This is a genomic window from Rhizobium sp. JAB6 (assembly GCF_003024605.1).
In the GTDB taxonomy this organism is placed as follows: domain Bacteria; phylum Pseudomonadota; class Alphaproteobacteria; order Rhizobiales; family Rhizobiaceae; genus Rhizobium.
Genome location: NZ_PYJQ01000009.1, coordinates 898716 through 914001 on the forward strand (window position 1 = coordinate 898716; position 15286 = coordinate 914001).

Annotated in this window: 13 protein-coding genes and 1 pseudogene; 8 read left to right on the forward strand and 6 right to left on the reverse strand. The window is 60.9% G+C overall.

Annotation, left to right across the window (positions count from 1 at the left end):
• Positions 1–23: 23 nt before the first annotated feature.
• Both C7U61_RS14325 and C7U61_RS14330 read right to left on the reverse strand, forming a co-directional pair.
• Positions 24–926, reverse strand: a complete 903-nt coding sequence (locus tag C7U61_RS14325; protein WP_106998707.1) for an SDR family oxidoreductase — start codon at positions 924–926, stop codon at positions 24–26.
• An 81-nt stretch (positions 927–1007) separates the two neighbouring features.
• Positions 1008–1748, reverse strand: coding sequence for an SDR family oxidoreductase (locus tag C7U61_RS14330; protein WP_106998708.1), 741 nt, complete (start codon positions 1746–1748; stop codon positions 1008–1010).
• A gap of 121 nt (positions 1749–1869) precedes the next feature.
• On the opposite strand from C7U61_RS14330, the gene C7U61_RS14335 reads away from it, so the two are divergent.
• The 3 genes from C7U61_RS14335 (at position 1870) to C7U61_RS14345 (ending at position 4808) form a co-directional block, all read left to right on the forward strand.
• Entirely contained in the window at positions 1870–2781 is a 912-nt protein-coding gene (locus tag C7U61_RS14335) for a LysR family transcriptional regulator (RefSeq protein ID WP_106998709.1), read from the forward strand.
• 113 nt (positions 2782–2894) lie between these two features.
• Positions 2895–4241 (forward strand): LLM class flavin-dependent oxidoreductase, encoded by a 1347-nt coding sequence (locus C7U61_RS14340; protein WP_106998710.1) that lies wholly within the window; start codon positions 2895–2897, stop codon positions 4239–4241.
• 24 nt (positions 4242–4265) lie between these two features.
• Positions 4266–4808, forward strand: a complete 543-nt coding sequence (locus C7U61_RS14345) for a hypothetical protein (protein ID WP_106998711.1) — start codon at positions 4266–4268, stop codon at positions 4806–4808.
• Positions 4809–5018: 210 nt separating this feature from the next.
• Here the strand turns inward: C7U61_RS14345 and C7U61_RS14350 are convergent, their stop codons facing one another.
• Positions 5019–5447 carry an OsmC family protein gene (locus C7U61_RS14350; protein WP_106998712.1) on the reverse strand — a complete coding sequence of 143 codons (429 nt, stop codon included), beginning with the start codon at positions 5445–5447 and terminating at the stop codon, positions 5019–5021.
• A 211-nt stretch (positions 5448–5658) separates the two neighbouring features.
• Between C7U61_RS14350 and C7U61_RS14355 the strand changes: the two genes are divergently transcribed.
• Complete coding sequence (locus tag C7U61_RS14355; RefSeq protein WP_106998713.1) at positions 5659–6924, forward strand: glycerate kinase; 1266 nt, start codon at positions 5659–5661, stop codon at positions 6922–6924.
• Between the two features lie 17 nt (positions 6925–6941).
• Here C7U61_RS14355 and C7U61_RS14360 read toward each other — a convergent pair whose 3' ends face one another.
• A complete protein-coding gene (locus tag C7U61_RS14360; RefSeq protein WP_106998714.1) occupies positions 6942–7124 on the reverse strand; it encodes a hypothetical protein in 183 nt (60 codons plus the stop codon).
• Between the two features lie 274 nt (positions 7125–7398).
• Here C7U61_RS14360 and ggt point away from each other — a divergent pair, with 274 nt between their 5' ends.
• The 3 genes from ggt to C7U61_RS14375 all read left to right on the forward strand — a co-directional run bounded on the left by ggt (position 7399) and on the right by C7U61_RS14375 (position 12630).
• Positions 7399–9141 carry a gamma-glutamyltransferase gene (ggt, locus tag C7U61_RS14365; protein ID WP_106999103.1) on the forward strand — a complete coding sequence of 581 codons (1743 nt, stop codon included), beginning with the start codon at positions 7399–7401 and terminating at the stop codon, positions 9139–9141.
• A gap of 352 nt (positions 9142–9493) precedes the next feature.
• A complete protein-coding gene (locus tag C7U61_RS14370; protein WP_106998715.1) occupies positions 9494–10948 on the forward strand; it encodes an MFS transporter in 1455 nt (484 codons plus the stop codon).
• Positions 10949–11076: 128 nt separating this feature from the next.
• The gene (locus C7U61_RS14375) at positions 11077–12630 is read left to right on the forward strand and encodes a VOC family protein (RefSeq protein WP_106998716.1); all 1554 of its coding nucleotides are present in this window, start codon (positions 11077–11079) and stop codon (positions 12628–12630) included.
• 159 nt (positions 12631–12789) lie between these two features.
• On the opposite strand, the gene C7U61_RS14380 is transcribed toward C7U61_RS14375, so the two are convergent.
• The gene (locus C7U61_RS14380) at positions 12790–14067 is read right to left on the reverse strand and encodes an L-fuconate dehydratase (protein WP_106998717.1); all 1278 of its coding nucleotides are present in this window, start codon (positions 14065–14067) and stop codon (positions 12790–12792) included.
• 336 nt (positions 14068–14403) lie between these two features.
• On the opposite strand from C7U61_RS14380, the pseudogene C7U61_RS14385 reads away from it, so the two are divergent.
• Positions 14404–14816: pseudogene (locus C7U61_RS14385) on the forward strand (carboxymuconolactone decarboxylase family protein).
• 52 nt (positions 14817–14868) lie between these two features.
• Here C7U61_RS14385 and C7U61_RS14390 read toward each other — a convergent pair.
• Complete coding sequence (locus C7U61_RS14390) at positions 14869–15258, reverse strand: hypothetical protein (protein WP_106998718.1); 390 nt, start codon at positions 15256–15258, stop codon at positions 14869–14871.
• Between the last annotated feature and the right edge of the window lie 28 nt (positions 15259–15286).

The window sequence follows — 15286 nt, forward strand, 5'->3', positions numbered from 1 at the left end:
CGCTGGGGGATGGCAACACGGTCTCAGCCCTTTACGGCGGGCCTCAGCAAATCCTCCAGACCGATGCGCCGGAAGAGTTCCGCGCGCACCCGGTCGGCAACACCGTTGACGATTTCCGCACCATCTTCCGAGGGGTCTATGTGGGTGCGGAATGGCCGCGTGCCAAACGGCATGCCGACGACATCGACAATGGCGGTCGCGACCGACGCGGCATCGGCATCCGCCGGCTCCAGCGAGGCGAGCCCCTTCAGCGCTTGATCGGGAACGCCGGCATAGGGACCATTGTCATATTCGGCGGCGCGAGCCTTGTCGGTCGGCGAACCGGAATGGGCAAAATGGTTGGTTCCCTTAGTGAAGGCGCCGGGCACGATGATGGTGGTCTCGATGCCCCAGCGTGTCAGCTCCGACGCGTAGGAAACGGCAAGCGAATCCATTGCCGCCTTGGCTGCGAAATAAGGCGAGAGGTACGGCGGCGTGCCGCCGCGCGTGCTGGAAGAGGAAACCCAGACGACCAGCCCTTTTCCTTGCCTGCGCATATAAGGCAGCACGGCGCGATTGACCCGCTGGGTGCTGAGCACGTTGATGTCGTAGAGCTCGGCAAACTGCTCGGGCGTAAAGGCTTCCGCCGGGCCGAAGGACATGTGGCCGGCATTGTGGACGATGGTATCGATGCGGCCTTGCTCGGCGATGACGGCGGCAACGCCGGCTTCGACGGAAACGTCCGATGTAACATCGAGCTCGACGGTTCTGAGATCGACGCCGTTCTCCTTGGCGAACGCCGCCGCTGCCTCGACCTGCGCCGCATTGCGTCCCTTGGTTTCGCGGATGCCGGCATAGACCATATGGCCTGCCTTGGCGAGGGCGCGTGCCGTCAAAGCGCCGAAGCCGCTCGATGCGCCGGTAATAACGATGACTTGCTTGCTCATGATCTTGTTCCTTTACTGGCTTGGCTGTTATTGACGATGAAGTGGAGGACGGCAGGGATTGCCTGCCGCCTCATTGGCTGCTCAGATCATGCCGCCATTGGCGCGCAGCGTCTGGCCGTTGATCCAGCCGCCATCGGGACCGACGAGGAAGGAGACGGCGGCGGCAATGTCCTGCGGCGTGCCCAGGCGTTCCAGCGGGTTCATCTTGGCCATGCGGTCGATGAGCTCGTCGCTCTTGCCGTTGAGGAAAAGATCGGTGGCCGTCGGGCCGGGGGCGACGGCATTGACCGTTATCGAGCGGCCGCGCAGTTCCTTCGCCATGATGCCGGTCAGAAGCTCGACCGCAGCCTTAGTCGCGGCATAGACGCCATAGGTTTCGAGCTTGAGGCCGACGATGCTGGTCGAGAGGTTGACGATGCGGCCGCCGTCCCGCAGGCGCTTGCCGGCTTCGCGCAGCGTATTGAACGTGCCCTTGAGGTTGATGGCGATATGGCGATCAAAATGCTCATCGCCGGCATCGGCAATCCTGGCAAGCTGCATGATGCCGGCATTGTTGACAAGGACATCGACGCCGCCGAAGGCAGTTTCCGCAGCGTCGAACATACGGCGTGCGGCTTCCGCATCGGAGACATCGGCTTTCGCAGTCAAGGCCTTGCCGCCCTTTTCCTCGATTTTGCGGGCGAGCTCCTCGGCGGCGGCCTCGCTGCCGGAATAGTTGATGACGACGGTGAAGCCGTCTTCGGCCAGACGCTCGGCAATCGCGGCGCCGATGCCGCGCGATGCGCCGGTGACGATTGCTACCTTATTGGAATCGCTGTTCATTTCATCATCCTTCGTTGATGTGCGCCTCAGCGCGTTTCGATGAGGAGAAGATGCCTCTTTTCATGCGACGGATAATCGGCCAATAATCGGCATCACTATCCGAAATCGGCGAACAAATAATATGGACAGATTCGATGCAATGCGGGTGTTCTGCCGGGTCGTCGAGCGGCGCAGCTTCACGCTGGCGGCAGAAGACACCGGCCTGCCCCGCTCGACCGTGACGGATGCCATCAAGCAGCTCGAGACCCGCCTTGGCGTGCGCCTGCTGCAGCGCACGACGCGGCATGTGAGCCCGACGCTCGACGGCGAAGCCTATTACCAGCGCTGCCTGCGCATCCTCTCCGACATCGAGGATGCTGAAGGCGCCTTTGCCGGCGCAAAGCCGAAGGGGGTCCTGCGCGTCGATGTGCACGGCACGCTTGCGCGGCATTTCGTCCTGCCGAACCTCCCCTCCTTTCTCGAAACCTATCCCGATATCGAATTGCAGATCACCGAGGGCGACCGGTTCGTCGATCTCATCCGCGAGGGCATCGATTGCGTGCTGCGGGTCGGCACGCTGCAGGATAGCGACATGATCGGCCGGCGCGTCGCGATGCTGGAGGAAGTGACGCTTGCCGCGTCCATTTATGTCCATCGTTTCGGCATGCCAACCCATCCGGATAGGCTCGACGGACATCGGATGATCGGGTTCCGCTCGTCTGCGACGGGCGGATTGCTGCCGCTGGAATTCCAGATCGACGGCGCGGTGCGCGAGATCACTTTGCCTGCAACCATCACCGTCAACGCAGCCGAGAGCTATTTCACCGCGGCCAAACTCGGCCTCGGGCTGATCCAGGTTCCGCGCTATCACGCCGAGGAAGCCATACGATCGGGTGAACTGCTGCATGTCCTCGAGGACTACCCACCGACCCGAACGCCCGTCTCGATGCTCTATCCGCGCAGCCGCCAGCTTTCGCCGCGGGTCCGCGTCTTCATAGACTGGCTCGTGAAGGTTTTTGCGGGACAGGCCGGCACCGGAGCCGAGGCCGGATGAATATTCCGCGAAAGCGATCAAATAAATGAAATCGGCTCTTTGAATGCACGGCAGGCACGCCTACGTCGTAGTTCCGACGTCATGACAGCCTGACGATTTTCGAGAGAGAGCCGATGACCGAACAGAAGCAATTGAAGCTCGGGGCCTTCATGCGTCCCGTCAGCCTGCATACCGGTGCCTGGCGTTATCCGGGCGCCTACCCGGACGCCAACTTCAACTTCCAGCATATCAAAAGCTTCGCGCAGGAGCTGGAAAAGGCGAAATTCGACGCCTTCTTCATGGCCGATCATCTGGCGGTTCTCAACATGCCGATCGAGGCTTTGAAGCGCAGCCAGACCGTCACCTCCTTCGAGCCCTTCACCCTGCTTTCGGCGCTCGCCGCCGTCACCGACAGGATCGGTCTCGTCGCCACGGCGTCGACCACCTTCGACCTGCCCTACCACATTGCCCGCCGCTTTGCCTCGCTCGACCATATCAGTGGCGGCCGCGCGGGCTGGAATATCGTCACCACGTCCAATCCCGATGCCGCGCTTAATTTCGGCCTCGAAGAACATATGGAACATGGCGAACGCTATCATCGCGCCCGCGAATTCTATGATGTCGTCACCGGCCTCTGGGACAGCTTCGCCGACGATGCCTTCCTTCGCGATCCCGAAAGCGGCATCTTCTTCGATCCGGACCGGATGCATGTGCTTGGGCACAAGGGAGAGGAACTGAGCGTCCGCGGCCCCCTTAACATCGCGCGGCCACCGCAGGGCTGGCCGGTCATCGTCCAGGCTGGACAATCGGATGCCGGCCGCCAGCTTGCTGCCGAAACGGCGGAGGCGGTCTTCGCAGCTCCGCGCAACCTCGCAGACGGCAAGTCGATCTTTGCCGATATCAAGGGACGGATGAAGGCGATCGGCCGCAATTCGGATCATCTGAAGATCCTGCCGGCCGCCTTCATCGTGGTCGGCGACACGATCGAGGAGGCGAAGGCCAAGCGGGCGAAGCTCGACAGCCTCGTCCATTACGATAGCGCCATCGCATCCCTATCGATCGCGCTGGGACACGATGCTTCCAAATTCGATCCTGACGGCCCGTTGCCGGAGATTCCGGAAACCAATGCCAGCAAGAGCGGCCGCGAGCGTGTCATCGCACTTGCCGAAGCCGAAAAGCTCACCGTGCGCCAACTGGCGCAGCGCCTCGGCGGCTATGCCGGGCTCGCCTTCGTCGGCACGCCTGAGAGCATTGCCGACGAGATGGAGCAGTGGCTGGACGAGGAAGGCTCTGACGGTTTCAACGTCGTCTTCCCCTTCCTGCCGCAAGGCCTGCTTGACGTAACCACCCGCCTCGTTCCAGAGCTGCAGCGCCGCGGCATCTTCCGCCGCGATTATGAAGGCACGACATTGCGCGAACACCTCGGCTTGCCGCGCCCGGAAAACCGCTTCTTCCAGAAAACGGCAGCGGCGGCGCAGTAAGAGCGCCCAAGAAAAGAGACCGACATGAGCCATATTACGCCGATCGACTACGAGACCGCTTCCGAGGCCGTGCGCGCCGAGCACGATCGCGAAGTGCAGCTGCGCGGCCGCATGACGAACATGAAGCGGACTTTGCTCCATTCGCCGGTCGCGCATCGCATCTATGCGGAATGGTTCCCGTTGCGCGAAGAGCTGCGCCCGGCTCTGGACGATCGCGCCGTCTGGCTGCTCTGCCTTGCGATCGCGATCGAATGCCGCTCGATCATTCCGGTCGGTTTCTTTCGGCGTGCGCTGATCAATGCCGGCCTGACGCCGGAAACGGTCGTACCGACCGAGGAAGAGGCGCTGCTGATCGATTTCGGCAAGGCGATCGCTAAGGATTCCAACGCCATTCCCGAGGAAGTCTGGGCGCGGCTGAAGGCACGATACGACGAGCCGACGCTTGCCAACCTCGTCGCCTTCGCCGGCATCATGATTGCAACGGCCATCTACAACAATGCCGTGAAGGTGGATATCGATCCGGAGCTTGGGCCTTATCTTGAGGGATTTGAGTTTCCGGCGGAGTGACGAAATAGCCCCTCACCCTAACCCTCTCCCCGCACGCCGGGGAGAGGGGACTACCCCGCCTAAATCTCTTCTGCCGTATGTAGGAATAGGATGATTTACTCACCCTCGCCAAACTCAGCGCGAGAGAAGGAACGCTGATGGTGCCGCTATCCCCTTCTCCCCGCCAAAACGGGGAGAAGGTGCCCGACAGGGCGGATGAGGGCTCGCACCCTACCCCGAAATCGTCGTCTCGAACTGCGGATTGCCGCGGATCGTGTTGCTCACCGTACAAATTTCATCTTCGGCGGCATGCGCAATCGCGTTGCGGATTTCATCGCCGAAATCGCCTTTGATGGTGAAGGCGATGTTGAATTTCTCGACACGTGAGGGACCTTCGGTCGCCTTTTCGCCAGTCACGACGGCGGTCACTTCGGTAAGCTTGTCGAGCACGCCGAGGCTGCTGGCTGCCATGCGGGCGCTCAAGACCAGGCAGGCCGAGAGCGACGAATAAAGCAGATCGAGCGGATTGAAGCCCGGCTGCGACGGCGAAGTGACGATATCGATCTCACCGCCCGTCACCGACGTCACATGCGGAAAGCCGGTGCGGCCAACCGTGGCGGTTGCACCCGTCTGCCTCGTCTTCACTTTCAATTCGGCCATATCGAAAAACCCCTGAATAAAAGCATGAAACCCTTTCCTTCTACATAGGGATTCATCGCGCAGGGCACAATTGCAGTTCCTGGCCCTTGCGTCTTCCAGCCAATTAAGCCACCAAATGGTTACAAGTTCTGAGAAGCAATTCCAGGAAAACTGTGTAGCGGTTTTCCGTCCGGCATTGCGTACAAACGCTCCAGCAGACAGGCAGTTCGACATGACCGTTTCCGATCCCCGCGCCTTCCTGACCTCGCTGTTCGATGCCGCCGTCCGAGCAGCCGATCCGCTGACCGGCATTCGCGCCCATCTGCCTGCCAAACCGAAGGGCCGCACGATCGTCGTCGGCGCCGGCAAGGGATCGGCCCAAATGGCGGCGGCGCTGGAGCAATGCTGGGATGGTCCGCTGGAAGGCCTTGTCGTGACGCGATACGGCTTTTCCGCCCCCTGCCGCCAGATCGAGATCATCGAAGCCGCCCATCCGGTGCCGGATGAAGCGGGCCTGATCGCCTCCCGCCGGCTCCTGAAACTCGTCGAGGGTCTAACCGAGAACGATCTGGTGATCGCACTGATATCGGGCGGCGGCTCGGCGCTGCTGCCCTCGCCGGCCGGCAGTTTGACGCTTGCCGACGAGATCGCCGTCAACAAGGCGCTGCTCGCCTCCGGCGCGCCGATTTCGGCAATGAACGTCATTCGCAAGCATCTGTCGACCATCAAAGGCGGCCGGTTGGCTGCCGCGGCTCATCCCGCCGAGATAGTATCGCTCGTTGTCTCGGACATCCCCGGCGACGACCCTGCCCTGGTGGCGTCCGGCCCGACCATACCCGGCGCCGGCACGCGCGCCGAAGCGCTCGATCTCATCCGCCTCTACCGCATCGAACTGCCACCGGCCGTTCTTGCCCATATCGAAAAGGTGGAAGCCGATGCGCCGCGCCCGAATGATCCTCGTTTTGCCGGCAATGAAGTCCATGTCATCGCCTCTGCCGGCGTCTCGCTGGAGGCCGCTGCCGAGGTAGCACGCGGCGCCGGCATCGAAGCGGCTATTCTCTCCGACGCCATCGAAGGTGAGGCCCGCGAAGCCGCCCATGTCCACGCCGCGATTGCCCGCGAAGTGCTTCATCGCAACCGCCCCTTTACCAAACCGGTCGTGCTGCTTTCCGGCGGCGAAACGACCGTAACGCTGAAAGGCAAGGGTAAGGGCGGACGGAACTCGGAATTCCTGCTGTCCCTCGCCATCGACATTGACGGTCACGCCGGCATTCACGCCATGGCCGCTGATACCGATGGCATTGACGGCAGCGAGGACAATGCCGGTGCCTTTGCCGATGCAGGTACGGTGGCGCGATTGCGCAAGGCCGGAATGGTGCCGGCCGAGATGCTTGCAAACAACGATGCTTGGACAGCCTTCAACGCCATCGGCGATCTCTTCGTACCCGGCCCGACGGGAACGAACGTCAATGATTTCCGTGCCATCCTGATCGCGTAGCGACCGGAACAGGTGGCTTAGACGATTGCCATGCAATCGTCGCAGCGCCAGTAGGCGGCTGCCGTCGATACCCACCGGAGGAAATGCCGGCTGCAATGATCGCACTCGATTTCGACGACATGCGTTCCTTCGCCGACAATGAACGGCCTGGTCTTGATCCTGCGCTCGCTCTTCCACTGCTCGAGCTTCGTCACGGCCATGATTACCCTCCACGCAATACTTGCCTCGACAAGCAAAAATCTAAAATAGGCTCAACTAATGAAACAAGTCTTGCAAGTGCGAACCAAGCTTCTGCGCTGTCGGTGGATCGAAATTATCCGCAGTAGTGCACGGAAGACATAGTGAGCCCGATTCCGGCCTTTAGCCGATCGCTCCATTAAAAAATTGTGACAGCGGATATCGCCATTTTCGCGCGTGATCCCATGTCATCAGAGGCGATTTTCCACCAAGACAATAATGGGAGGCATATTCATCATGCGCCACTTCCGCCAACGGGCGATTTCGTCTGTAACCCTCGTCACATTTGCTCTCTTTTCCATCACCGCCAGAGCCGCCGCGCCGCCACCGGTCGAAGCGGAGCATGGCATGGTGGTCACCGCCCAGCATCTCGCCACGGACGTCGGCGTCGAGGTGCTGAAAAACGGCGGCAACGCCGTCGATGCCGCCGTTGCGGTCGGCTATGCACTGGCGGTGGTTTACCCGACCGCTGGCAATATCGGCGGCGGCGGCTTCATGACCATCCGCCTGCGCGACGGCAAGACAGCCTTCCTCGATTTCCGCGAGCGTGCGCCGCTGGCGGCAACCAAAGGCATGTATCTCGACGACAAGGGCAATATCGTCAAAGGCGCAAGCACGGACGGCTATCTCGCCGTCGGCGTTCCCGGCTCGGTCATGGGTTTCGAGACCGCCCGCGAGAAATACGGTACCAAGTCCCGCCAGGATCTCATGGCGCCGGCCATACGTTATGCCAGGGAAGGCTTCACGCTGAACCAGGCCGATGCCGCCGAGCTGAATGAGGGCAAGGCTTGGCTCTCGCGCGATCCGGCCACCGCCGCGATCTTCACCAAATCCGACGGCAAGCCCTTCGCGGCGGGCGACAAGTTGGTGCAGCCGGATCTCGCCAACGCGCTATCGGGCATTTCCGATCAGGGGCCGGATGGCTTCTACAAAGGGCCGGTCGCCAACGCCATCGTCAAGGCGAGCCAGGACAAGGGCGGCATTCTCGCAAACCAGGATTTCGAACAATACAAGGTCCGCGAACTCGAGCCCGTGAAATGCAATTATCGCGGCTATGAGATCATCTCTTCGCCACCGCCATCCTCCGGCGGAGTCATCATCTGCGAAATCCTCAATGTGCTGGAAGGCTATCCGCTCTCCTATACGGGCTATGGCTCGGCCGACACTATCCATTACATGGTCGAAGCCATGCGCTATGCCTATGTCGACCGCAACTCGGCGCTCGGCGACCCCGATTTCGTCGACAACCCCGTCAGCAAGCTGCTGGACAAGGCCTATGCCCAGAAGATCCGCGACGGCATCTCTCCTTACAAGGCCGGCGTTTCCCAGGATCTGATGCCGAAGGGCCTCGGCGAAAGCCATGAGACGACGCATTATTCGATCATCGACAATGACGGCAATGCCGTCGCCGTTACCTATACGCTGAACGGCTCGTTCGGTGCCGGCGTTGTGGCGCCCGGCACGGGCATCCTCCTGAATAACGAGATGGACGACTTCACCTCCAAGCCTGGCGTGCCGAACCTTTATGGCCTGGTGCAGGGAGAGGCCAATGCCATCCAGCCGAAGAAGACGCCGCTGTCGTCCATGAGCCCGACGATCGTCACCAAGGATGGCAAGCCCTTCATGGTGATCGGCAGCCCCGGCGGCTCGCGCATCATCACCATCACGCTGGAAGCGATCATCAACGTCATCGATTTCGGCATGAACATCCAGGAAGCCATCGACGCGCCGCGCATCCATCACCAATGGCTGCCGGATAAGGTCTACATGGAACCCCGCGCGCTTTCGCCCGATACGATCAAGCTTCTAACCGGCATGGGCTACACGGTTCAGGTCGACAATAGCTGGCCGATCTGGGGCCAGGCCGCCGGTATCCTTGTCGGCGGCAAGAGCCTCAGCGACATCGCCAAGGGCGGCGGCGCCCGCTACAACGGCGCTGTGGACAGCCGCGCCGGCTCCGGATTGGCGGCCGGCTACTGATCGCAGCAGCCTGCAGAACAATGAATCAGACCGGTGTCGCTATCGTCGGCGCCGGTCTTTTTCGGGCTTAAACGGGCGTCAAGACGAGCACATTATCTTACGCGGCAAAACCAAGCGTGAGCATTTCAGCGCGATATCGTCCTATCCATTCATCTTACGTTCATTTGCTGCTGCACTCACGCGTATGTGAGCGATTTTTTCTATTCCGATCAATAGGATTTGCGATTTCTGATATAGCAATCGCGCGCAAGCAGGAGTATACAAGCCGCCGTTCAAATAGGCCTTCGCGCCGTGACCAGACTTGCGGTTCTGTCTTAGGACCCCACCGCACCATCGAGAGCGATTCCCGACAATGTCGGATCAGATATTCCAGGCCGCCCCCGCCAGGAGGGCCGCACCGAATTTTCGTGTAGTAGCACTTATCGTAGCAAGTGCGATGTTCATGGAACAGCTCGACGCGACCGTGCTCGCAACAGCCCTTCCGACCATGGCAAGAGACTTCGGCGTCAGCGCGCCGGCGATGAGTATCTCGCTGACTTCTTATCTTCTCAGCCTCGCGATCTTCATTCCGGCCAGCGGCGCCATCGCCGATCGCTTCGGCTCGCGCACCGTCTTTCGCAGCGCCATCGCGGTTTTCGTTATCGGCTCGCTTTTGTGCGCGCAGGCCCCGAACCTGTTCTTCCTCGTCCTTGCCCGGCTTCTGCAGGGCCTCGGCGGCGCCATGATGCTGCCGATCGGCCGTCTCGTGCTGATGCGCAGCGTCGCGCGCAAGGACATGGTCAACGCCATGTCCTGGCTGCTGATTCCGGCGCTCGTTGGCCCGATCCTCGGCCCGCCTGTCGGCGGCATGTTCGTGACCTACCTCGACTGGCGCTGGATCTTCTACATCAACGTGCCGATCGGCATCATCGGCTTCATCCTCGTGTCCATGTTCATCGAGGAAGTGAAAGGCCCGCGTACCAGCCGCTTCGACCTCTCGGGCTTCATCCTCTCGGGCATTTCGCTGGGATCGCTGCTCTTCGGCTTCGAAATGTCGAGCCGTGAGGGCGAAGGCTATCTAGCGGTCTTCCTCATCTCCATCGGCCTGCTCTTCGGCATTGCTTATCTGCGCCATGCCCGCAAGCACCCCTCGCCGATCATGGATTTCTCCTTGATGAAGGTGCCGACCTTCCGCACCTCCGTCATCGCCGGTTCGCTGACGCGTATCAGCCAGGGCGCCCATCCCTTCCTGATTCCGCTGATGCTGCAGCTCGGCTTCGGCCTTTCGGCTGCGGCAGCTGGCCAGATCGCCATTGCGACCGCGCTCGGCTCCATGGCCATGAAGCCGCTGCAGGTCCGCATCCTTCGCACGCTCGGCTTCCGCACCGCCCTCATCATCTTCGGCCTGATCGGCACGCTCGGCTATGGCATGTGCGCCATCTTCAAGCCGGATTGGCCCCTGCCGATTATCTTCGTGATCCTGTTCTTCTGCGGCTTCTTCATGTCGTTCCAGTTCACGGCCTACAACACGATCGCCTATGACGAGATCGAACGCGACCGCATGAGCATTGCGACGAGCTTCTACTCGACCTTCCAGCAGCTGATGCTGTCCCTCGGCATCTGCGTCGCCGCCCTTGCTCTGCATGGTTCGATGCAGTTGCGTGGAGAGACGAAGGCCCAGATGATCGACTTCTCCGTCGCGTTCATCGTGGTCACAGCCATTGCGCTGCTCGCGGTGATCTGGAACGCCAGCTTCTCGCGTACCGCCGGCTCGGAAATCAGCGGCCACCGCCGCAAATCGCCGGAAGACGGCCTCGGCGGGCATTGATTGCTCGCCGCCTGCCGATCAAGGCAATAGCGTCTTTTGTGAACAGTGCCTCCACGGGCAGCGCATTGCATTGAACAATGCCCACCGCCTACATAGCGACCAGAACGAATAACGGTCTGGAGCATCTCATGGTCGCCGGCATCCATCACATCACGCTGATCACCCGCAAGGTACAGGCGAACGTCGATTTCTACGTCGGCTTCCTAGGCCTGCGTCTCGTCAAGCGCACTGGCGGCTTCGAGGACTCCACGCAGCTTCACCTCCTCTATGGCGACGCCGTGGGTTCACCCGGCTCGCTGATTACCTTCCTTGCCTGGGAAGACGGTTCACCCGGTCGCGCCGGCGTCGGCCAGATCGGCGAAATCTCGCTCGCCATTGATCCCGCAAGCATCGGTTTCTGGCTGACGCGCGCCCTGAGTGCCGGCCTTAAACCGGAAGGCCCGTCAGACGAATTCGGCGAGCCTGTGCTTCGGCTGAAGGACCCCGACGGCGTCATCGTCAAGCTTGTCGGGACCAATGCTCTGCAGTCTGCGGCTCCATGGACGAGTGAGGCTATTCCGCCGGAGCATGCGATCCGCCGCATTCGCGGTGCAACGCTGTTCAGCGAAACGCCGGAGGAGACGCAGGCCATTCTGGTGGACCACTTCGATTATAAGCCGCTCTCCACCAGCGGAGCGATCAACAGGCTCGTCTCGGAGCCCGGCGATATCCTCGACATCCGCGATGCACGCGGCTTCTGGGCGAGCGCCCCGGGTACTGGTACGGTCGATCACGTTGCCTTTCGCGTTACCGACGATGCGGAATTGCAGTCGGTCCACACGGCCCTGCAGGCGATCGATTCCGGGCCGACGACAATGCATGACCGCAAATATTTCCGCTCGCTCTATGTCCGCGAGCCCGGCCGCATCCTGTTCGAACTTGCAACGGATGCGCCCGGCATGTTGATCGACGAGGACGAAGCGACGCTTGGCACGCGCCTCTTCGCTCCCGGCGATAGTCCGAAGCTTCTGGCTGAGCTGAACGTGATCCTGCCGCAGTTCTCCATGCCGGGTGAGCCGCGCGTCATCTATCGCGATCTGCCCTTCATCCATCGCTTCTTCACGCCGGAGCAGCCGAACGGCAATGTCTTCGTTCTGCTGCACGGCTCCGGCGCCAACGAAACGACGATGCTGCCGCTCGGCCACAAGATCGATCCCGATGCGACCTTGCTCTCGGTACGTGGCCGTGCGCTGGAGGAAGGTGCGCCACGCTGGTTCCGCCGCAATGGACCGATGTCCTTCGATCGGGCCGATATCGTCAGCGAGGCCGAAGCCTTCGCCGCCTTCATCGACGGCGCGGTCCATGCCTACGGGCTCGATCCGGACCGCATCGTCTATATCGGCTATTCGAACGGCGCCAACCTACTGAATGCCATGCTGTCGCTGCACCCGCATCTTGTCCGCCGCGCTGTGCTGCTGCGCTCCATGGCCGTCCTTGAAAATCCGCCAGCTGCGGATATGTCGGATGCCGATGTGCTGGTGGTCGCGGGCGAAAAGGATTTATACGGCCCATACGCCCAGCCTCTCGCCGAACGGCTACGTGATGGCGGCGCAAAGGTCGAGCTGGCGACGGTGCCTGCCGGTCACGAGTTTGACGATGCCGACGTGCCGGCTATTCGGGCCTGGTTGACGAGGCATGATTAGCGCCGACATGCCCACTTCGCCCCTCGGGGAGAAGTGCCGACAGGCGCATGAGGGGGCGTGTCAAGAGCACGAAAGTCTGTGGATTGGAAGCAGCTATCCCCCTCATCCGACCCTTCGGGCCACCTTCTCCCCGAGGGGAGAAGGAAATTACGGCTGTACTCAACCCTTGAACGTATATTCCGCGATCGATTCCGGCTTCATCTCGATCGAGAAGCCCGGCAGGCTCGGCGGCATGTAGGCTGCATCGCGGATGATGCAGGGGTCGATGAAATGCTCGTGCAGGTGATCGACATATTCGATGACGCGACCGTCCTTGGTGCCGGATACGGCGATGTAGTCGATCATAGACAAGTGCTGCACATATTCGCAAAGCCCGACGCCGCCGGCATGCGGCCACACCGGCAATCCGTACTTGGCGGCGATCAATAGCACCGCCAGCACTTCGTTGAGGCCGCCCATCCGGCAGGAATCGATCTGCACGATGTCGATCGCACCCTCGGCGATGAACTGCTTGAACATGATGCGGTTCTGGCACATCTCGCCGGTCGCGACCTTCACGGGGCCGATGGCCTGTCGGATCTTGCGGTGTCCGGCGACATCATCCGGGCTGGTGGGTTCTTCGATGAAGAAGGGTTTGGCGAAGGCGAGCTTGCCCACCCAGTCGATCGCCTGATTGACTTCCCACACCTGATTGGCATCGATCATCAGATAGCGGTCGGGACCGATCACCTCGCGGGCGATGGTCAGGCGGCGAATATCGTCCTCGAGATCGCAGCCGACCTTCATCTTCACGTGGTTGAAGCCGGCGTCGATCGCCTCCTGGCACAAGCGGCGCAGCTTGGCGTCGTCATAGCCGAGCCAGCCCGCAGACGTCGTGTAGCAGGCATAGCCCTCGCGCTCGAGCGTGGCGATGCGGTCGGCCTTGCCGGTCTCCGCCTTTTTCAGGATGGCAACGGCCTCGTCGCGGGTCAGAACATCGGTCAGGTAACGATAGTCGACGATATCGGCGATGTGCTCGGCATCCATCTCTGACACCAGCCGCCAGACCGGCTTGCCGGCTTCCTTGGCCAGCAGATCCCAGACGGCATTGACGACCGCGCCGGTCGCCAGATGCATCGCGCCCTTCTCCGGGCCGATCCAGCGCAGCTGACTGTCGCTGGTCAGATGGCGCCAGTATCTGCCGGGGTTTTCCAGAACCGTCCCCAGCTCGGTGCCGACGACCAGATGCCGCATCGCTTCGATCGCCATGCAGCAGATGTCGTTGCCGCGGCCGATGGTGAAAGTCAGGCCGTGGCCGGCAAGGCCCGGTCTGTCGGTATCGAGGATGACGTAGGCTGCCGAATAGTCCGGATCCGGATTCATCGCATCCGAACCGTCGAGGCTCTGCGATGTCGGAAAGCGCAAATCGAAAACGCGAAGATTGGTGATGCGCGTCATTGGAAAACTCCTTCTATATTCATCGCAACCCCTCGGACCCCTTTCTTAAGGCCGAACTCCTCCCAGAGTGCCGCATATGCTCGCCAACATGCGGGGCCGTTCGGTTGAATTTCAGCAGCCACCCGCCGATACGGATAGGTGAGCGAGCACACCTTCCCCTCACTTCATCATCGATGCCGGCATCATCCTCAAATTTCTTAGGTGAATAGTATTTTCACATATGCATGATTTTTGCAATCGAAAACGCAAAGGGAATTCAAGCTCCCCACTGCCGACACCATGGAAAAATGCGCTACTGTCCGACCTAAACGGATTTGCTGAAGGAGAACCAAAAGAATGGCGACAGTAAAATTGCTCGATGATGCGGAAGCGGAGGCAATCCCGGCGGTAAAGGCTGTGTTCGATGATATTCGCGCAGTGCAAAAATCCGATTTCGTCGATAATTTCTGGCGCGGTCTGGCGAACGATCCTGCGCTACTCAAGCGCACCTGGGAGGGTTTGAAACTGTCATGATGGCGGAAGGTGCGCTCGATCCGCTGGTGCGCGAGATGATCTACATCGCGGTATCGACCGCCAATGGCTGCAGCTATTGCATCCATTCTCACACGGCCGCTGCCAGGGCTAAGGGAATGACCGATGCCCAGCATGCAGAACTGCTTGATGTCATCGGACTGGCCGGACAGACCAACCATCTGGTTACGGCGATGCAGATCCCCGTCGATCCGGAATTCGACGTCGGCAGCTGCTGAAAATGCAGAAGGCCCGCGGGCATGCCGGCGGGCCTTAAACGGTGTTTCGCTTTTAGCGGTCGGATTTTTCCGTCGCCTGTACGTCCGCAGCAATGGCGGCAACGTTTAGGCCGTTGTTCACGGCGAGCAGTCTCTTGCGAACCAGAACGCCCATTACGCGGGCAGCTGTCGAAAAGGTCATCGTGTCAAGCGGACCCTCACCCTCCCAGGGCTTGGTCAGCCGCTCGGTCACAGCCGTGACGATATTGTTGGGTACGATATCTGTGCATTCGCGCATGGCTTCGAATACGACGCTGATGGGATGAATGCGTCCTTCGAACGTCACGATCGGTTCGGTTACTTCGCTGTCCCATTCCTCGAAGGCATAGAGCGCTTCGCGGAAGAGCTGCTGCAGGGTGATGGGAGCATGACCCTCATGAAGGGGCGGCAAGGCATTCGACATGTCTGTCTCCTTTCAATTGGAAGTCCGG